The following is a 16,938-nucleotide window of genomic DNA, read 5'->3' as shown; positions in this document are numbered from 1 at the left end:
TTTTCCCCTTTGCTCGAAGCATTGATGTGATATCACCTCTCCATGAACCCAACGGAAATGATTGAGCGTTTTCTGTCGCGCCTGGCAAAGGTTCAAAGCACAACACGTGGCGCGGTGTTGTTGTGTTTGCTCGCAATAACGATTGCGGTAAGCAGCCTTCCATTGATTGCACAGTTGGAGCTCAACAGCTCGTGGACGGCACTCTTGCCAGAGGATACGCCAAGCGTTGTCGATTTAAAGAAAATTGGCGACCGACTGAGTGGGCTCACTACCTTAACCATCGCACTTGAGCATTCGGATACCGATACGCTAATTGCCTTTGCGAAAGAACTTAGCCCAGCTCTCGAAGAACTTAAGCCTCTTGGAGTCAGAAGCGTTGATGCCAACATTAGTTTGTTTGACCAGTTTGCCTCAGAGCACCGACATCTGTATGCAAAAATCGACGATCTTGAAGACTTGCGAGACGGTCTCCAACAGAAACTCGAAAAAGAGCTTTCTCAAGTTAATCCTCTTTTTGTAAGTCTTGATGATGGTGGCTCATCTGAGAGTCTCGATGATATTTTAGAAAAACTTGAAGAACAAAAAGAGAAAGCCAGCAAAAAGCTAGAGAAATTTCCGGAAGGTTTTTTTGTCAATCGGGAAGGTAACTTCCTTGCCATTTTCCTTCGCACCAATATTCGCGACGGAAACAACACGGCCACAGAACGGCTCATTGAAGCAGTTTCCGCAAAAGCTGAGAGCCTGAAGAAAGACTCGTTTCGCGACGTTGAGGTCAACTTCGGGGGAAGCCTGGTCATGGCCTTGGAAGAACAACAAGCCATTGTTCAAGAGCTTGCAATCGCGACACTGGTGACCATCGTCCTGGTGTTTCTTGCCATTTGGATCTTCTTTCGCAACTTTCGAGTCATCCCCTTGCTTGGTTTAGGCATGCTTGCTCCAGTGTTGCTGACCTTTGGGTTTGCCGAGTTGTTCGTCGATTACCTCAACACATCCACTGCGTTTTTAGGAAGCATTGTTATTGGCAATGGGATCAATCCAAATATCATGTGGCTTGCGCGCTATACCGAGGAGCGACGTGATGGAAAAAGCCTTCGTAAGGCTCTCATCAACAGCCATCAAGAAACTTGGATCGCAACCTTTACGGCATCCACAGCGGCAGCGGTCGCATACGGCTCGTTGATCATCACAGACTTTCGTGGCTTCCGTGATTTCGGAATCATCGGTGGCATTGGCATGGAACTTTGCTGGATCGCTTCGCTGGTGTTTTTACCAGCATGGGTAAGCCTCATGGAGAAGTTTTTCCCATTTCGCTTTAAAGCGAAACAAAAAGACGGAAGTGTTTACGGACGTTTTTTCTTCTCCTTCGCCCAACGCTTCCCTCGCTCGATTTTATGGTTCTCCGTAGCAACTGGCGCACTTTCATTTGTGATCATTGTCGTTGCGATCCTGCAAGATCCCATGGAATACGATTTCCGGAAGCTCAAATCTGTCCGTGAAAATTCAACCATCGCACGAACGGTCAATCGCAAAGTTGGGGAAATCGTTCAGGGCATGCAGGAAGGGAATGCTATTGCTTTATTGCTTCCCGATGAGCCAAGTGCACAACAGCTTAAAAAACATCTCGAAGACTATCGTAAGAAAAACGAAGTAGTTTACGGGAAAATTCGCAGCATCGATGATTTTCTGCCTCAAGACCAAGACGACAAAATAGAAATTCTTGATGAGATCAAAGACATCCTTAAGCGGCTCCATCCCTTAGTTAGCGAAAAAGACAAAACGCTTATCGATGATTACATGCCGCCAGAAAATCTTAGCCCCTTAGACAATAGTAGCTTGCCTCAAGAAATAGCCAGACCTTTTACCGAAAAAGACGGAACACGAGGACGCATCCTCTTTGTCGAAAAAGCTCCACACAAGAATATTTGGGACGGTCGTTTTTTGATGCAATGGGCAAACGAAGTGCGTCACTTCACACTCGATAGCGGAGGAAAGCCGGCCTTGGCAGGTCGTGCGCCCGTCTTTGCCGACATGATTCGATCAATTTGGAACAGTACCCCTCAAAGCATCATGGCTTCGTTTGTGGCAACACTGCTCCTATTGTTTATTGCCTTTCGTAGAGCTTTTGATCGGACGATCACCATCTTCACCTTACTGCTAGGTATCGGTTGGATGGGCGCAAGCCTGGTTTTACTTGGCGAGAAAATGAACTTTCTAAACGTACTCGCTTTTCCAATTACCTTTGGCAACGGCGTTGATTACGGAGTTAACGTCATGCGTCGCTATTCTCAAGAATCAGCCAAAGGATTCAAAGAGGCCATTAAAATATCCGTCACAGAAAGCGGTGGAGCAGTGGTGCTTTGCTCACTGACAACTATCATCGCATATTCTTCACTTTACACGAGCGCCAATCAAGCACTGAACTCCTTCGGCTTAGCGATGGCCGTAAGTGAAGTTACCTGTGTATGTGCAGCCATGCTAACTTTGCCCGCAGCTATCCTTTATTGGAAAAGCCGTAAACAATCAGTGCGTTAGTGCTCTGTCCCTACAGAGACAAAGAGTTCATCGTAGAGGCCAACATACCGTCTTGCGGTAGCGTCCCAAGAATACTGCGGCCGAATGGCGTCTCTCGCGCGAGTAGCCATGACTTCAGCTTCCCTTGGATGATCCAGCAAGTCTTGAATAGCTAACTGAAGCTCTTCATGATTTTCCGGGGATATAACCTTCGCGATATTCTTGCCGCCAACGATCTCGGCAAGTGAGCCGGCAGATGTCGTAACCGTTGGGACTCCGGCCGCCAAGGCCTCAACCACTGTGTTTCCAAAACTCTCTTCCAACGAGGGAAGCGCTGCCATACAGGCGTGGCTCAACAACTCCGCAGTATGTTCGGGCTCCTGCCAACCCAAAAGTTTCACTTTGTTTTGTAACCCATGTTTTTGGATAAAACTTTCAATCCAAACAGACTCAGGGCCACGACCCACCACATGAAGTTCTGGTACGGAATCACCACGTAATCCTTCATAAGCTTTTACAAGCTGCACGATACCTTTACTCTTTGCTAACCTGCCAACAAAAACTATTGGACCGGATGCGGCGGAGTTTTTCCTCTCAACACGCAAGAACGCCGGATGGATTCCATTTGGAACGACCACCAACTTCCGGGAATCAAGATCAAAGCAAGCTAGAAATTCCTCCGCACTTTTCTCGCTTGTCGGACAAAAGCGTTGTGCTTCTCGCAAAGTTCTTGCCAGTGCCATAAATTTTGGCCGTTTACGCCACCAACCCTGCGTGCCACTTGTTTTTATTACTTCCTGAAGAGGTTGGCGAGGTGTACTTAGCAAACTAAAAGAAAAGTCTTTTTTCAAGCGTGAAAAAAATGCGGCTTCTTCACCTTGCGAATGCACAACCATGGGCAGGCGCGTGGTGTCGTTTTTCAATAAACCTCGTAGTTTCTTAAAGAAAGTCAAAGTGTTTAGACTTCGCAAAGGCGCAAAAGCTGAACTTTTCATACCCACAAAGGCAGCCCACTCAATTTGATACGTTAAGTTTGCGGGGACTCTAATCACCTCACCGGGAACTTTACTAAAGATCACCGTTACGTCGTGGCCTAACTGGCTTAGAGCCGATGCGAGTTGGTGGGTTGAGTATTGACCTCCACCCGAATAAGGAGACCAGGGTGAGTAATTCGCCGTCAGAAAAATACGGTAACGCGTTGATGTCATTTTATGCGCTTTTCCCGATCAAGTAATTCTTCTTCAAAGCTTTCGACAATCGTATGCGCTCGGCCTTTCCAACTGCCTTGCTGATTGGCAAACTCAAACCCAGCAGTTCCAAGAGCATCTCGTTTGTCTTTGTTTTTAATAAGGTCATCAAGCACGCGGGCAAGCTCCATCGAGTTATCTGGAGACACTAGAACACCAGTTACGCCATCAAGCACCGCATCTGGCACGCCTCCGGAACGGGTACCGAGTACGGCTTTGCCACAAGCACTTGCTTCCAAGAACACAAGACCAAAACCTTCCACATCTCCGCGAATATCACGAGGTGCCATCACAAAAAGATCAGCCAGTTGATAAAATTCAAGCAACGCTTTGGAAGTTACGGCACCCATAAAACGCACCTGTTCCGATAGTCCAAGCTTTTGACTTAGTGCCTCAAGCTTACTCCGCTCCGGACCATCACCCACAATCAAGTACTCCAGGTCTTTATGCTCGTCCTTTATCGTAGCTAAACTCTTTAGGACGGTATCCACGCCTTTACGCTCCACTAAGCGTCCAACCGTAAGCAGTACAGTTTTAGAAACCAACCCTAAACCTTCGCGCAATTGGGTGGAATCACCAGGCTTATAGCGTTCTGTATTTACGCCATTCGGCACCGTAATAATGCGATCCTCTTTTACTTCGTATTTCTTTAGTAAATCAGCTGTGAAGCGACTCACGGGAAACAAAAGAGGACACTGCTTCAGAGCCGTTTTTCGAATATGATCGTAGACTTTCTGAGCAGGCCAAATTTTCTCTAGTGGACGAAAGAACAATTCTTTGCCGTGCACCGCGCAGCCCACCGCCCAATTTTGATCGCCCGCAATCAAAGCAGCATAAGCCGCTGACCAGTGCGTTGCAAAGACCGCATCAAAATGTCGAGAAGCTCGACGAGCAGGCAAGATGCCAGAGAGGGAAAAGTTATCACCCCAAATCGATTTTCGCTTAATCTTAAACGGTAATTCCCGATCAACTTGCTCGGACCCTGGGCTTTTCGGTGCCAGAACTTCGAATTCGCTACACAACTCAGAAAATGCAAAAGCCAATTCAAGTGCATAGTTCTGTACCCCACCCGTTTGAGGTGGGAAATTGGGCGTGAGCATCAAAAGACGGAGCTGCGATCTTGAACCCATGTTCTCCTTGGAATGAGCTTCAAAAGACATATACCTATACCTGCAAGGCGTAACATAATCGTTGCCATTAACCTGGAAAAAAAGGAACTTGAAGACTTTCTTGAACGTTCTACTGCTTCCAGAGGAGAAAGAATCTCATTTAAAAAAGTCTTTACTGCGCCTCGGGATTCAAGAACAGCAAGGTATTCAGCTTGTGTGTAGTAACTCACAAAATCAAAATTGGAAGAACCGAACACCAACCATTTCTCATCGATGCACATGCCTTTGGTATGGCTCATTCCTTGTGTCTTTTTCACCGTAAAACCATGTCGCAATGCATAATTTTCTGCATAGTCGCCAACAAGTCCTTTGTTGTTCTGTGCTGGTAAATAGATGACGATTTCTACACCCCGCTTCGAAGCGTCTTTGAGCCAAGCTAAAAAAGGATAGGTAATATAAGGACTTACAACTTCGATTTTCTCTGTTGCTTTTTCAATCTGCGAGCGGAATTTTAACCAGGTTCTTGGATTTGTTTGTCCAGACAAACTCAGCAAGAAAAACTCATCGAGCTCAAGACACGCATCTTGGGGTTGTCCCTGCCAACTGCGCTCAAAATCCTTTGAAAGAAAATCAGCGATTTCTTTGTTTTCGATTCGCACCATCATGTCATGCCATTCGAAATTATGATCACTAAAATTGATCCCACCAATGTAACTTACATCATCGGTCACGATAAGTTTTTTATGATTGCGTGATGGGAAAAATTGCCAAAGCAGGCCAACAGGATTCGTAACCCGAACACCAATCCCATGACTTTCCAACTCTGCAAACATCGATATCGTATCATCGAGCTCGCGCTTCTGCGCCGTGCTCAATCGGGCAAAAGGTCCGGCAATGACTTTATCACTCATGATATAACGACTGTACGCATCAACCAGCATCCGGCGATCGTTTGCAGCAGAGTCCTTGAGCATGTCGGCAATGCTTTTTCCTGCACTATCACCTTCAAAAGTCATGGCTTGCACGTAACAACGACTGTTAGCAGCCCTAATGTCTCGCCGAGCCTCACTTACAAAGTCGCGAGATCCTGAAATGAGTTTGATCTTCATCAATGATATTCCTACCAAACGCTGTTTTTTGTCTTTTGCTAAGCGAAAAACGACGGTAGGTTCTAGTGCTAGCACGCTCTGGTACTTTGAGAAACCGCAATATTTAACGTCATTATGTTAGAAAAAAAACCAATTCGTGTTCTGTTTCTTTTGCCCTCTCTCAACGGAGGTGGAGCTGAGCGGGTTGCTGTTAACGTACTAAACCATGCCAACCGAGAGCAATTTGAAGTGCGCATGGGCCTGCTACGTCGAGCAGGACCTTATTTAAAAGAGATCTCAAACGACCGTGTCGATTCGTCGCACTTTGGTCAATCGGTCCTTAACTTCGATAGCGACAATAGAGAAAGCTACAAGCTGAGTAAAGTCATTCCCGCTGCCCTACTTGCGCCCCTCAATACCTGGTGGATGATTAAAAAAAACAAGCCCGATGTTGTCGTAAGTTTTCTCAAGGGCATGAGCATTTGTACTCGCTTTGCTTTACTTTTTTATGGACGGAGCAAAACACGCTGGATAGCGCGTGAAGGAAACAACGCCTTAGCAGTTATCGACGATGAACTTGGTTCGTCACTCGCACGACGGTTTATCAAATTTTTACTAAAGAACACTTATCGTTCTACAGACATCTTACTCACTATTTCAAAAGAAATGGGCATCGGCCTTGCGCGAGACTTTAGATTGTCGCCAAGCAAGGTAGCTTCCATCCACAATGCCATCAATGTTGAGCGCATTAAACAAAAGGCACTGGAGCCTTGCTCACTGGATTTGCCTAACCAATATTTTGTAGCAGTTGGAAGACTTGATCGTCAAAAAGGCTTTGATGTGTTAATCAAAGCCTTTGCACGCATTGCTAAAACGATTGATTCGGACCTCGTTATCATTGGAGAAGGCAGCGAAGAGCTATCCCTTAGAGCGCTCGCCGAAGAGCTTGGCGTGGGATCTCGCGTTCACATGACCGGCTTTTTGGATAACCCTTGGTCCTGCATGGCTAAGGCTCAGGCTTTTGTACTCTCATCACGGTGGGAAGGTTTCGGCAACGTTGTTGCAGAAGCCCTCGCCTGCGCATTGCCTTGCATCGTCACAGATTGTGATTTTGGACCGAAAGAAATTATCGAACACGATGTTCACGGTCTAGTCGTAGCTACCGACAACGAAGAAGCCTTAGCAAAGGCCATGCTGAGATTGCAAAGTGAACCTGAACTTAAGCACCGCCTCAAAGAGGCTGGCGAAAAACGAGCCAATGATTTTAGTGTGGACGCTATTACCAAACAGTATGAAGCCTTATTTCTATCCGCTTGATGCTCGCTTGCGTTCACGCAATAATAAAATGCCATAAACTGCTAAAAAGACACCAGTCATCATAACACGTTGAATCAACGGTGAAGCAGCCGCAAGGGAATAGTAAGTTAGCAACGTAGCCGAAGCCGCCATAACTGCATAACGAAACGAACTAAAGGCTTCGTTGTTGTAGTTCCATTGGTTGCAAATCTTTCTCATCTGAAAAAGCTGAATAATATTTTGGATAACGATTGAAAGACCCACGGCAACGGCTGCGCCCATCAAACCGTAGGCTTTGGGAAGCACCAACAGCAAACCGTACTGTATGCCCACGGCCAACACGGTGTCGATTAAGAACAAAGTGGTTTTACCAAAACCCAAAATCACCATACCGCAAAGACCAAACACTCCATTGAGAAGCCAAAGCACGCAGAGCGAAGTAAGCACCGTCGACCCTGCGCGAAATTCGGAACCAAAGATTCCTAAAATCCATGGACCAAGAAAGACCATAACAACAAACACTGGGTATTGGATTTTCTGAACCAAATTGGTGGCATGTGAAAAACCGGTGCGCAAACGTTTCTGAAACGCATCTTTGTTTTCAGCGTGAATACCCGAAACAATCGCGAGTACCATCGGATCAAAAGCACGACGTATGCCGCGAAACTGATTGGCAACTTGGGAAGCTACCGCGTAAATGCCTAAGGAACGCGCATCAAGCAAGGTAGCCAATACGATCACATCCAAGCGCTGTAAGAGCGTGTTAAAAAACTCGGTAACCCACAACGGGACTGCATAGCGCACCATGTCCGATTGCAGCCTGTATCCAAGCCCTGAAAGCTGTCCTCGAAACACACGAAAAAACCCCAAAAGAGCTAAGCCAAACGACGCAATATGAGAAATCAAAAAGCCATAAGCTAAGCCCACACCCTGAAGAGGCGTAAAATACAAAAGCGCAGCAACAACGACGATGAAAGCTGGTGTAAATCCATCGCGGATAAACACTTGCAAGCCCATTTTTCGTTTTCCCATCGTGGCATGAATCAGAAGTTCCGTAGCGCAAAATGGAAGAAGCGCCAAAGACATAATGCGAAGCGTTTCTAGATCAGCAATGTCGCTAAGCGCCGTAGATGCACTCCCATGGTGATTAAAAAGAGATAAAACGGCAGCACCAAAGAACCATACGACTAAAGTGATAGCAGTCGTTGCGGCTGCCACAATCCCAAGCGCAGCTAACAACCCATGCGGACGGCCATCTTCTTGCCTCGGGACCGACCACAGCAAAGCTTTATCGAAACCCAGCAAACAAACCCTTGCTACCAACATCATCGCTGATTGAAGCGCGATGAACACACCCCATTCCGCCGCACCATAGAGCGAGGTGGCGAGAGCCATCAGCAAGGGGTTTGCGCTCTTGGTGACGTAACCAATCAGATTGACAGTCACGCCTCGCCGCAGATCTTTAGCGTCACGAAATTCGCCATGCTTATCGGCTTTTGACAATTTCGTTGATTTATCTTGTTGTGGTATGGCCACTCTCTCCTCTGAACGAAGAAAGATGCTACACTAAATCATGGTCAAAAACTGCACTAACATTTTTCTTTCGTGCGTATTTTTTAGCATTTTTTTGACGATTTTAGGGTGTAACGATACGCAAAACGTGCCCGTGACTTACCGAGGGCAGGTGGCCGAAGTGCTCGACACCTATTGTTCACGCTGTCACTATGACGGTGGACAAGGTACAGGTAATTTTACTGACTACGAAACAGCTAAAGCATTTGCCACGGTGATGCTTGGCAAAATCGAAGCACATAAAATGCCTCCACCCGTCTCCGATCCTGAATGCCGGGATTATCTCGATTCGGAACGATTGCGAATTTCCGATGAAGCGAAGGGCATCTTGGCGCAATGGATCGAGGATGGATTGCTTGAGGGCGACCCCTCGTTGCCAGGTCCGCAAGGCGATGCAACCGCGACCTCCCTTACAGATGCCAACCTTAATTTAACACTTCCCGAAGCATACACACCAAGTTTTTCAGACCCAGACAACCCTGGAAACGAATACCGTTGCTTTGTCATCGATCACCAGCGAAACGAAAACTTCTATATTACGGCCATGCATCCCACGGTCGATCAGCCTTCCATCGTTCATCATATTGTCCTTTTTAAAGTTGCCCCCGAGGACATTCCGGAAGGTGGCGAGAGCGCCCAAGGATTCGATTGCATCGACATGGCTTTTTTTGGCGGGGCTGAAGCAGTGACTGGGTTAATCACCGGTCAAGGCGCCGGCTCCGGGATGCTGGCTGGGTGGGCTCCCGGAACCCAGCCAGTCTTACTATCAGAAGGCTACGGTCTATTGGTCAAGCCTGAAGAAAAATTTATCTTGCAGATGCATTACTTCCAGCGCGATCCGCAAAAGACGGTTACCGACCACAGTGGCTACCAATTCAGGATTCAAAATGAAGTCGACAAAGAAGTGATTATGCTTCCTTTTGGACCGACGCAGTTTACCATTCCGGCCAATGACTCTGCGTATACCGTGGACTACGAGCTTCCCATTCAACTGCCCATTGCCTTGAAAGTGCACGGGGTGTTTCCTCACATGCACTACCTTGGTTCAGGTTATCACATGCGCTTTGAGCACAACGGCAACGAGGAGTGCCTGGTTCGCTCGGATGGCTATGATTTTGATAACCAACGGCTCTATATGTTCAAAGAACCAGTCGACGTCCCAGCGGGCTCAAAAACAACCATGGGATGCACTTGGAATAACTCCGAAAGCAATCCGGATCTTCTGGTCTACCCTCCGCAAGACATTGGTTACGGAGAGCGCACCGACGAAGAAATGTGTTTTGGCTTCACTTTGATTAGTTTGTTATGAAAGCTAGGCACCTTGCTCTGAGTCTGTTTCTGTTAGTCAATGTTGGCGGATGCACGTCGCACACTCAGAACAACGTCGGGCCCATAATCGATCTCGCTTCGGCCCAAGTCTTAGACCCAGAAGACGACCCTTTTTTACAAGATCAGCCGGATAGTTTTGATTGCCAGCGACCTTTACCAATTCTGGAAGCCGATGCTTTGGAATTTAACACAGCGAATTGCGACTACTACCTCGTGCGCTTTCCTTTACTCAAGGCGCTGAGAGTCAATCAGAGCGTTTCCATTCTTTTTTGGTACAGCGACCTAAGAGCAAGCGAAGCAACGACCGGGCATGTTGCCATCGTTATTAATGGCCAGCTCCTTTGGGAAAAATCCCCACCGATCCCTTCCAGCTCGCGGATCTTTCAAGAGAAAGTTCCGCTCACCTTCAATGCAGAGCTTGGAGAGGATCTCATCATTCACCTGCACAATCACGGCGAAAATTCTTGGAAACTCGGATCACTTGAACTCATCCACTAGGAAGATAAACGATCTATGTGCCGCCGCAAGGATCAGGAGTGGTACCAACTTGATAGCAGTCATCAACACAAATGTACCATGCGCAGCCTCCTGCAAGATCACAAGCCGGTTGGTTATCGAACTGTGGCAGACGGCAATAGGCTGGGCACACTTCGCCTGTCGGAGTTCCAGTCGGATGACAGCTGGCAAGATTTTCTTCACCCGGATAACAGGAATACCAAGAACAACACTCGATCGCATCACACGAACCGGAATTGGTGGCCCCATCACACAAACCCTCGGTGCATCCAACTATAACGGAACAATAACTATCGCGGCTAACGCATCGATTCTCACACTCGGCCCAGCGGCAACGCGCTGCATAATCCGCACCTTGGCAGTCTTCCATCGAGGCGGCCTGATCGCATGTTGTGCAAAAATAACCAGTTGTACAAAATTGGGAACCTGGGCAGGTCCCACAGTTAAGATCACCGCAAACCCCGGGCGGAATATCACCACACTGCCCTATTTGGCATTCAAGGTTGCCCGCGCAGTAACACAAACCGTCTTCGTTACACGCTTGACTGGGATCAGAACAACCTCCACAGCTTTCGATGCTACAACCGTTATCAACCGTGCCGCAAGAACGTCCTTCTGCAGCGCAACTCGTTGTGGGTGTGCAAACCGGCGGCGGCTTGTACCCGGTGTCTACGGAAGCATCAAGGTCGATATCGCTGCTTTCACCTTTATTACCCGAAGCACAAAAGCAAAGACATAAACAAGAAAAAACCATGCACACATAACGAAGTCGCATAACAACCTGATCCTAGCATAGTTGTAGCACACCCCCAATTATGTACAGTGCTCCATTTCCACCGTTTTTCCTCTCTATTAATTCTCAAATTTTCAAGGTGGCGGACAATCGAGTACAGTGTCTCCATCTCAAATTAGCGCCGTTTGCGTTGACCTCCCTCATGTAAGGACGACCATGATAAAGAAACTGGTTTTGTCGACTTTTGTTATCTTTCTATTGTGGACCGCTTTGGACTTTGTGATGCACGGCATGGTTCTTAGCTCACACTACCAAGCCACAGCCAATCTTTGGCGCCCCATGCCAGAAATGAACATGTCACTGGTCTGGTCGATTACGCTCGTGCATGCCTTTTTATTTTCTGCAATCTACGCGTGGCTCATCTCGCCAAAAAGCATGAAGCGCGCACTAATCTACGGGTTGATTTTTGGAGTCGCAACAGGTCTAAAGTTCGGCTACGGAAGTTACGCCGTCATGCCCATCGCTCATTTCATGGCCTTCGTCTGGTTCCTTGGCACCATCATCGAAGCCCTCATCGCCAGCACCATCCTAGGCATCGTCTTCAAAGAACCGCTCGGGTAGCGCTAGTGGCCGCTCGACAGCGAAGCGAGGACTGTTTGAGCATGTAGACCACCGACTCTTTGCAAGCACGACAAAAATCAGTTGACCAATATAACCAGTATGCTAACTAGTTATATATGGCTACAAAAGAAACCTTTTTCAACGGCCTTGTTCGAGATGAATCGGGGGCGCTTCGGATTGGCGTGTTTGATACGAAGACGCATTTATCGCAACTGCTGGATGAAGTGCAAAAAGGAAAAGTGTTTCATATCACCCATCGCGGCACGGTCGTTGCGGAACTAAGGCCAATTACACCGCAAGACAAGGTGCTTAAACGCGGACAATTGAAAAACTCTGACTACTGGATAAGTGATGATTTTTCAGAAACACCCGAAGATTTTGGCGAGTATCAATGAAAGCGAAGTCCGTCTTAGTCGACAGCCATGCGCTGCTTTGGTTTGTGTTTGACGATCCACGATTGAGCAAAAAAGCCGCCGGGGTTTTTGACGATCCCAAAATCGAAAAAGTGTTTAGCATGGCTAGTCTTTGGGAAATCGCCACCAAAATCGCCTTGGGAAAGCTTTGTTTGGGCGTATCGTTTGATAACTTCGTTCGCGAAGTTTGGACCGAGAGCAGTTATCCTAAACTAGGCATCGAAGCCCATCACATCGAACAGTACGTCAAGCTACCGTTTCATCACCGCGATCCATTTGATCGCTTACTGATCGGTCAAGCTATCGTCGAGCGCCTCGCCATCCTGAGCGCAGACGAGTACTTTAAAAAATACGATCTCGAAGTAGTATGGTAGGGACTCAGGTTGATAAAAAAAAGCGGCTATCTGTAGATAGTCGCTTTTTCTGAATCGAAACGATTGAAGCTCTGCTTTCTACCAGTCGCTGCCGCCGCCGCCGAAATCATCGTCACGGCCTCGGCCGCCTCGACGCGAGCCTTTGCCGCCACGGTCACGACCACCGCCGCCTCCGCGTCGATTGCGGTCACCGCCGCGATCCGAAGGTGGAAAGTCTGGGCCGCCAAAACCGCCGCCGCCTCCACCGCCGCCAAAGCCACGACCACCGCCGCCTCCGCCGCCAAAGCTACGACCACCGCCACCACCAAAGCCACGACCACCGCCGCCAGCTTCACGTGCTTGCGCTTCGTTGACACGAATGGTGCGGCCATCAAGCTCAGAGCCATCAAGCTCTTTAACTGCCTTATCTGCTGCTTCATCATCGGCGAAGGTCACAAAACCAAAGCCACGTGAACGACCAGTTGCACGATCGTTGATAACCACCGCGTCCTCGATCTCGCCAAAAGACGCAAAAGCGCCCCGAAGCGTGTCCGAGGTGGTTGCCCAAGCCAAACTCCCAACAAATAATTTCTTGCTCATCTCTGTCTACCCAATCCTATTTCTCTCTAGCACTCGACTGGGTTCAGATGAACACACTGTCTCGGCCTAGTTCACCACTTCACCATGACACAATTTTCAGCCTCTGAAAACTGAATCGGAACATGTCATACTCGGGTATGACCGAAACTACCAAATTTTATTGCTAAAATCTGGGTAGCTCCTTAGAAAGGAGGTGATCCAGCCGCAGGTTCCCCTACGGCTACCTTGTTACGACTTCACCCCAGTTACCGACCACTCCTTAGGGACCTGCCTCCCTTGCGGGTTAGCTCAGCCACTTCTGGAGCAATCAACTCCCATGGTGTGACGGGCGGTGTGTACAAGGCCCGGGAACGTATTCACCGCTGCCTGCTGATCAGCGATTACTAGCGATTCCACCTTCATGCAGTCGAGTTGCAGACTGCAATCTGTACTGAGGTCGGCTTTTTGCGATTAGCTTCACGTCGCCGCTTCGCAGCGCATTGTACCGACCATTGTAGCACGTGTGTAGCCCCGGACATAAGGGCCATGAGGACTTGACGTCGTCCCCACCTTCCTCCGGCTTGACGCCGGCAGTCTCATTAGAGTGCCCAACTAAATGATGGCAACTAATGATAGGGGTTGCGCTCGTTGCGGGACTTAACCCAACATCTCACGACACGAGCTGACGACAGCCATGCAGCACCTGGATTAGGGTTCTCCGAAGAGCACTCCCTCGTTTCTGAGGGATTCCCTACTTTTCTAGCCCGGGTAAGGTTCTGCGCGTTGCGTCGAATTAAACCACATGCTCCACCGCTTGTGCGGGCCCCCGTCAATTCCTTTGAGTTTTAGCCTTGCGGCCGTACTCCCCAGGCGGAGTGCTTAATGCGTTAGCTTCGACACCGCAGTGGTCATAACCGCGACATCTAGCACTCATCGTTTACGGCGTGGACTACCAGGGTATCTAATCCTGTTTGCTCCCCACGCTTTCGCGTCTCAGCGTCAGTAACTGTCCAGGAAGCCGCCTTCGCCACCGGTGTTCCTCCTGATATCTACGAATTTCACCTCTACACCAGGAATTCCGCTTCCCTCTCCAATACTCAAGACAAGTAGTTTCAAATGCAATTCCTAGGTTGAGCCCAGGGCTTTCACATCTGACTTACAAATCCGCCTACACGCGCTTTACGCCCAGTGATTCCGAGCAACGTTTGCACCCTCTGTCTTACCGCGGCTGCTGGCACAGAGTTAGCCGGTGCTTGCTAAGGAGATACCGTCAATTTTTAAGCCTATTCGACTTAACTTTTTCTTCTCTCCCCACAGAGCTTTACAACCCGAAGGCCTTCATCACTCACGCGGCGTCGCTGGTTCAGGCTTGCGCCCATTGACCAAGATTCCCCACTGCTGCCTCCCGTAAGAGTCTGGCCCGTGTTCCAGTGCCAGTGTGGCTGATCATCCTCTCAGACCAGCTACCCGTCTTCGCCTTGGTAGGCCGTTACCCTACCAACTAACTGATGGGCCGCAGGCTCATCCAAAGGTGCTAGCTTTCAAGAAGAGGCCAGCTTTGATCACTGTGACCGGAGTCACTGTGGTCTTATGCGGTATTAGCATTCCTTTCGAAGTGTTATCCCCCGCCTTTAGGTAGATTGCCTACGTGTTACGCACCCGTGCGCCACTCTACTTACCCCCGAAAGGGCTTTCGCGTACGACTTGCATGTGTTAGGCGCGCCGCTAACGTTCGCTCTGAGCCAGGATCAAACTCTCCAGTTGAAAACTGCGAGCTGACACCTTGATGGTCTTCGTTAGAAGCCATCTAGGCTCTATTGTTTCGGAATTAACCCTAGATGCAGCCTTCCGAAAGAACTGCACCCAATGGGACCCGAGTATGCGTTGTTTAATTTGTTCCGATTCAGTTTTCAAAGGCCGATGGGACAGTGTCCCTTGCGCCCGTACCAGAGGTGCGGGTCACCGGCGAAGGACGCGATCTCTACCATGCCGGGTATCAATGTCAACATCGAAACGAAGAGTTTGTTTCACTTTCTTTAGATAAGAAAAAACCACCTGCTTTTTAGCGGAAATTCTATGTGGTCGGAAGATCAGTGACGATCTGCCGAAGCGATCCGAGTTGCGATGAGGCATGCGAATCGTATGGAGTGGCGGTGTGACTACGGAGTTCTTCACCGTAAGCCTGCATACCGCATTCGGCCTCATCAAGCCCTTCAATTTCCTCGGACACACTGACACGGATACCAATGGTCTTTTTCATGACTGCCCAAAGGAGGTAGCCCACCGAAAACGCGAAAAACACGGCTGTACTTACGCCTGCCAACTGAATGGCGAGCAATTTGAAGCCACCACCGTAAAGCAGGCCTCCGTCCTGAGAAAACACGCCCACAGCCAAGGTACCGAAAACGCCACACACCAAATGCACAGGGATCGCGCCCACCGGATCATCAAGGTGAAGCCGATCAAGCACAAATACGCCCTCAACGACGACAAAACCCGCAATCAAACCAACGGCGATCGCATCTCGCGGACTGATCACATCAGCCCCTGCGGTGATGGCTACCAGGCCCGCTAAAGCGCCGTTCATTGCCATGGATAGATCCAGCATGCCGATCCGAAAACGTACAAAAGCAAGCGCTGTAAGAAAACCTGCCGCAGCGGCTAGGTTGGTCACCACGATCACGGAGGCAATGTCGTGGACATTGGCGCTCAAGGTGCTGCCACCATTGAAGCCAAACCAACCTAGCCACAGGATAAATACCCCTAGGGCAGCTAAGGGCAGGTTATGTGCAGGGAGCGGACGAGGCGAGCCGTCGGGGGAAAACTTGCCTCGCCTCGGGCCAAGCAGCATGACACCGGCAAGCGCCATCGCCCCGCCGACTGCATGAACCACAGTGCTCCCTGCAAAATCATGAAATCCCCAGGTGCTCAAAAAGCCACCGCCCCATACCCAGTGACCGACGAGGGGATAAATCACGGCACTTGCAAAAGCCGTGAATATAAAAAAAGTACTCAGCTTCGAGCGCTCCGCCACTGCGCCGCTGACAATCGTGGCCGAAGTCGCTGCAAAAACCAGTTGAAAAAACAAAAACACGAAGAGAGGCATGTTTTGTGGAACAGCGCCTAGCGTTTCGTTTCCACTCGGCATGAACGCAGACAGCCCTACGATGGCGTTGCCATCGCCAAACATCAGGGCAAAACCAAGAACAAAATATAAAAGTGAAGCAATCGCGACGACCGAGAAATTCTTTAACAAGATCATCACCGCATTTTTTTTTCGACACAGCCCGCTCTCAAGCAAAGCAAAGCCAGCGTGCATAAAAAACACCAAACACGCGCTAATCAGCACCCACAAACTATCAAGTAAGCCTTCGCCCATCGTCTATCAGCCTCCGGAAGTATCGAAGTCTTGAGCATGACAGCAGCAGGTTTCCGTTTTGTTTCAAAATCGAAACAAAGGGGTAAAAAGGCTTAGAACCAAGGCGTTTTCGGCCTTAGACGGCTTTGTAACCAAAATCCGTCAATTAAATCTCGTTAAGGCCTCAAGTGTTAAATTATACCATATTCCTAA

The 16,938-nt window shown here is 48.8% G+C and carries 14 protein-coding genes and 1 rRNA gene; 7 read left to right on the top strand and 8 right to left on the bottom strand.

Annotation, left to right across the window (positions count from 1 at the left end):
- Positions 1-42 precede the first annotated feature (42 nt).
- Positions 43-2,532: an MMPL family transporter gene (locus IPJ88_05855; protein QQR91253.1), complete on the top strand. Its 2,490-nt coding sequence runs from the start codon at positions 43-45 to the stop codon at positions 2,530-2,532.
- Here the strand turns inward: IPJ88_05855 and IPJ88_05850 are convergent.
- Genes IPJ88_05850 through IPJ88_05840 form a run of 3 tightly spaced genes read right to left on the bottom strand, consistent with a single transcriptional unit; the run spans position 2,529 to position 5,976 of the window.
- Positions 2,529-3,719 (bottom strand): glycosyltransferase family 4 protein, encoded by a 1,191-nt coding sequence (locus tag IPJ88_05850; GenBank protein QQR91252.1) that lies wholly within the window; start codon positions 3,717-3,719, stop codon positions 2,529-2,531. The two genes, IPJ88_05855 and IPJ88_05850, sit on opposite strands and share 4 nt — an antisense overlap.
- Complete coding sequence (locus tag IPJ88_05845) at positions 3,716-4,888, bottom strand: glycosyltransferase family 4 protein (GenBank protein QQR91251.1); 1,173 nt, start codon at positions 4,886-4,888, stop codon at positions 3,716-3,718. The genes IPJ88_05850 and IPJ88_05845 overlap by 4 nt, the downstream gene beginning before the upstream one ends.
- Positions 4,858-5,976, bottom strand: coding sequence for a phosphatidylserine/phosphatidylglycerophosphate/cardiolipin synthase family protein (locus IPJ88_05840; GenBank protein QQR91250.1), 1,119 nt, complete (start codon positions 5,974-5,976; stop codon positions 4,858-4,860). The genes IPJ88_05845 and IPJ88_05840 overlap by 31 nt, the downstream gene beginning before the upstream one ends.
- A gap of 114 nt (positions 5,977-6,090) precedes the next feature.
- On the opposite strand from IPJ88_05840, the gene IPJ88_05835 reads away from it, so the two are divergent.
- Positions 6,091-7,272, top strand: coding sequence for a glycosyltransferase (locus IPJ88_05835; protein ID QQR91249.1), 1,182 nt, complete (start codon positions 6,091-6,093; stop codon positions 7,270-7,272).
- Here the strand turns inward: IPJ88_05835 and IPJ88_05830 are convergent.
- Positions 7,261-8,754, bottom strand: a complete 1,494-nt coding sequence (locus IPJ88_05830) for an oligosaccharide flippase family protein (GenBank protein ID QQR91248.1) — start codon at positions 8,752-8,754, stop codon at positions 7,261-7,263. The two genes, IPJ88_05835 and IPJ88_05830, sit on opposite strands and share 12 nt — an antisense overlap.
- Before the next feature lie 163 nt (positions 8,755-8,917).
- Between IPJ88_05830 and IPJ88_05825 the strand changes: the two genes are divergently transcribed.
- Positions 8,918-10,132, top strand: a complete 1,215-nt coding sequence (locus IPJ88_05825; protein ID QQR91247.1) for a hypothetical protein — start codon at positions 8,918-8,920, stop codon at positions 10,130-10,132.
- Positions 10,129-10,650: a hypothetical protein gene (locus IPJ88_05820; protein QQR91246.1), complete on the top strand. Its 522-nt coding sequence runs from the start codon at positions 10,129-10,131 to the stop codon at positions 10,648-10,650. Before IPJ88_05825 ends, IPJ88_05820 begins: the two co-directional genes overlap by 4 nt.
- A 13-nt stretch (positions 10,651-10,663) precedes the next feature.
- Here IPJ88_05820 and IPJ88_05815 read toward each other — a convergent pair whose 3' ends face one another.
- A complete protein-coding gene (locus IPJ88_05815; protein QQR91245.1) occupies positions 10,664-11,443 on the bottom strand; it encodes a hypothetical protein in 780 nt (259 codons plus the stop codon).
- Positions 11,444-11,617: 174 nt separating this feature from the next.
- Here IPJ88_05815 and IPJ88_05810 point away from each other — a divergent pair, with 174 nt between their 5' ends.
- From IPJ88_05810 to IPJ88_05800, 3 genes are all read left to right on the top strand, one after another.
- On the top strand, positions 11,618-12,022 hold the full coding sequence (locus IPJ88_05810) for a hypothetical protein (protein QQR91244.1): 405 nt from the start codon (positions 11,618-11,620) through the stop codon (positions 12,020-12,022).
- 116 nt (positions 12,023-12,138) lie between these two features.
- Complete coding sequence (locus IPJ88_05805; GenBank protein QQR91243.1) at positions 12,139-12,417, top strand: hypothetical protein; 279 nt, start codon at positions 12,139-12,141, stop codon at positions 12,415-12,417.
- Entirely contained in the window at positions 12,414-12,809 is a 396-nt protein-coding gene (locus tag IPJ88_05800) for a type II toxin-antitoxin system VapC family toxin (GenBank protein ID QQR91242.1), read from the top strand. Before IPJ88_05805 ends, IPJ88_05800 begins: the two co-directional genes overlap by 4 nt.
- Positions 12,810-12,887: 78 nt before the next feature.
- On the opposite strand, the gene IPJ88_05795 is transcribed toward IPJ88_05800, so the two are convergent.
- The 3 genes from IPJ88_05795 to amt form a co-directional block, all read right to left on the bottom strand.
- A complete protein-coding gene (locus IPJ88_05795) occupies positions 12,888-13,388 on the bottom strand; it encodes an RNA-binding protein (GenBank protein ID QQR91241.1) in 501 nt (166 codons plus the stop codon).
- Between the two features lie 186 nt (positions 13,389-13,574).
- Positions 13,575-15,131, bottom strand: a 16S ribosomal RNA gene (locus tag IPJ88_05790).
- Positions 15,132-15,441: 310 nt separating this feature from the next.
- Entirely contained in the window at positions 15,442-16,746 is a 1,305-nt protein-coding gene (gene amt / locus IPJ88_05785) for an ammonium transporter (protein ID QQR91240.1), read from the bottom strand.
- Positions 16,747-16,938: the final 192 nt, after the last annotated feature.

Source organism: Myxococcales bacterium (assembly GCA_016699535.1).
Lineage (GTDB): Bacteria > Myxococcota_A > Polyangia > Polyangiales.
The sequence above is the reverse complement of the archived record's forward strand: the minus strand, read 5'-3'. Positions and strand labels throughout refer to the sequence as shown.

What these genes read in the sequence shown, in the direction of transcription:
- IPJ88_05855 (QQR91253.1), top strand. Translation starts at nt 43, where the DNA reads ATGAACCCAACGGAAATGATTGAGCGTTTTCTGTCGCGCCTGGCAAAG.
- IPJ88_05850 (QQR91252.1), bottom strand. Translation starts at nt 3,719, where the DNA reads ATGACATCAACGCGTTACCGTATTTTTCTGACGGCGAATTACTCACCC.
- IPJ88_05845 (QQR91251.1), bottom strand. Translation starts at nt 4,888, where the DNA reads ATGGGTTCAAGATCGCAGCTCCGTCTTTTGATGCTCACGCCCAATTTC.
- IPJ88_05840 (QQR91250.1), bottom strand. Translation starts at nt 5,976, where the DNA reads ATGAAGATCAAACTCATTTCAGGATCTCGCGACTTTGTAAGTGAGGCT.
- IPJ88_05835 (QQR91249.1), top strand. Translation starts at nt 6,091, where the DNA reads ATGTTAGAAAAAAAACCAATTCGTGTTCTGTTTCTTTTGCCCTCTCTC.
- IPJ88_05820 (QQR91246.1), top strand. Translation starts at nt 10,129, where the DNA reads ATGAAAGCTAGGCACCTTGCTCTGAGTCTGTTTCTGTTAGTCAATGTT.
- IPJ88_05815 (QQR91245.1), bottom strand. Translation starts at nt 11,443, where the DNA reads ATGCGACTTCGTTATGTGTGCATGGTTTTTTCTTGTTTATGTCTTTGC.
- IPJ88_05810 (QQR91244.1), top strand. Translation starts at nt 11,618, where the DNA reads ATGATAAAGAAACTGGTTTTGTCGACTTTTGTTATCTTTCTATTGTGG.
- IPJ88_05805 (QQR91243.1), top strand. Translation starts at nt 12,139, where the DNA reads ATGGCTACAAAAGAAACCTTTTTCAACGGCCTTGTTCGAGATGAATCG.
- IPJ88_05800 (QQR91242.1), top strand. Translation starts at nt 12,414, where the DNA reads ATGAAAGCGAAGTCCGTCTTAGTCGACAGCCATGCGCTGCTTTGGTTT.
- IPJ88_05795 (QQR91241.1), bottom strand. Translation starts at nt 13,388, where the DNA reads ATGAGCAAGAAATTATTTGTTGGGAGTTTGGCTTGGGCAACCACCTCG.
- amt (QQR91240.1), bottom strand. Translation starts at nt 16,746, where the DNA reads ATGGGCGAAGGCTTACTTGATAGTTTGTGGGTGCTGATTAGCGCGTGT.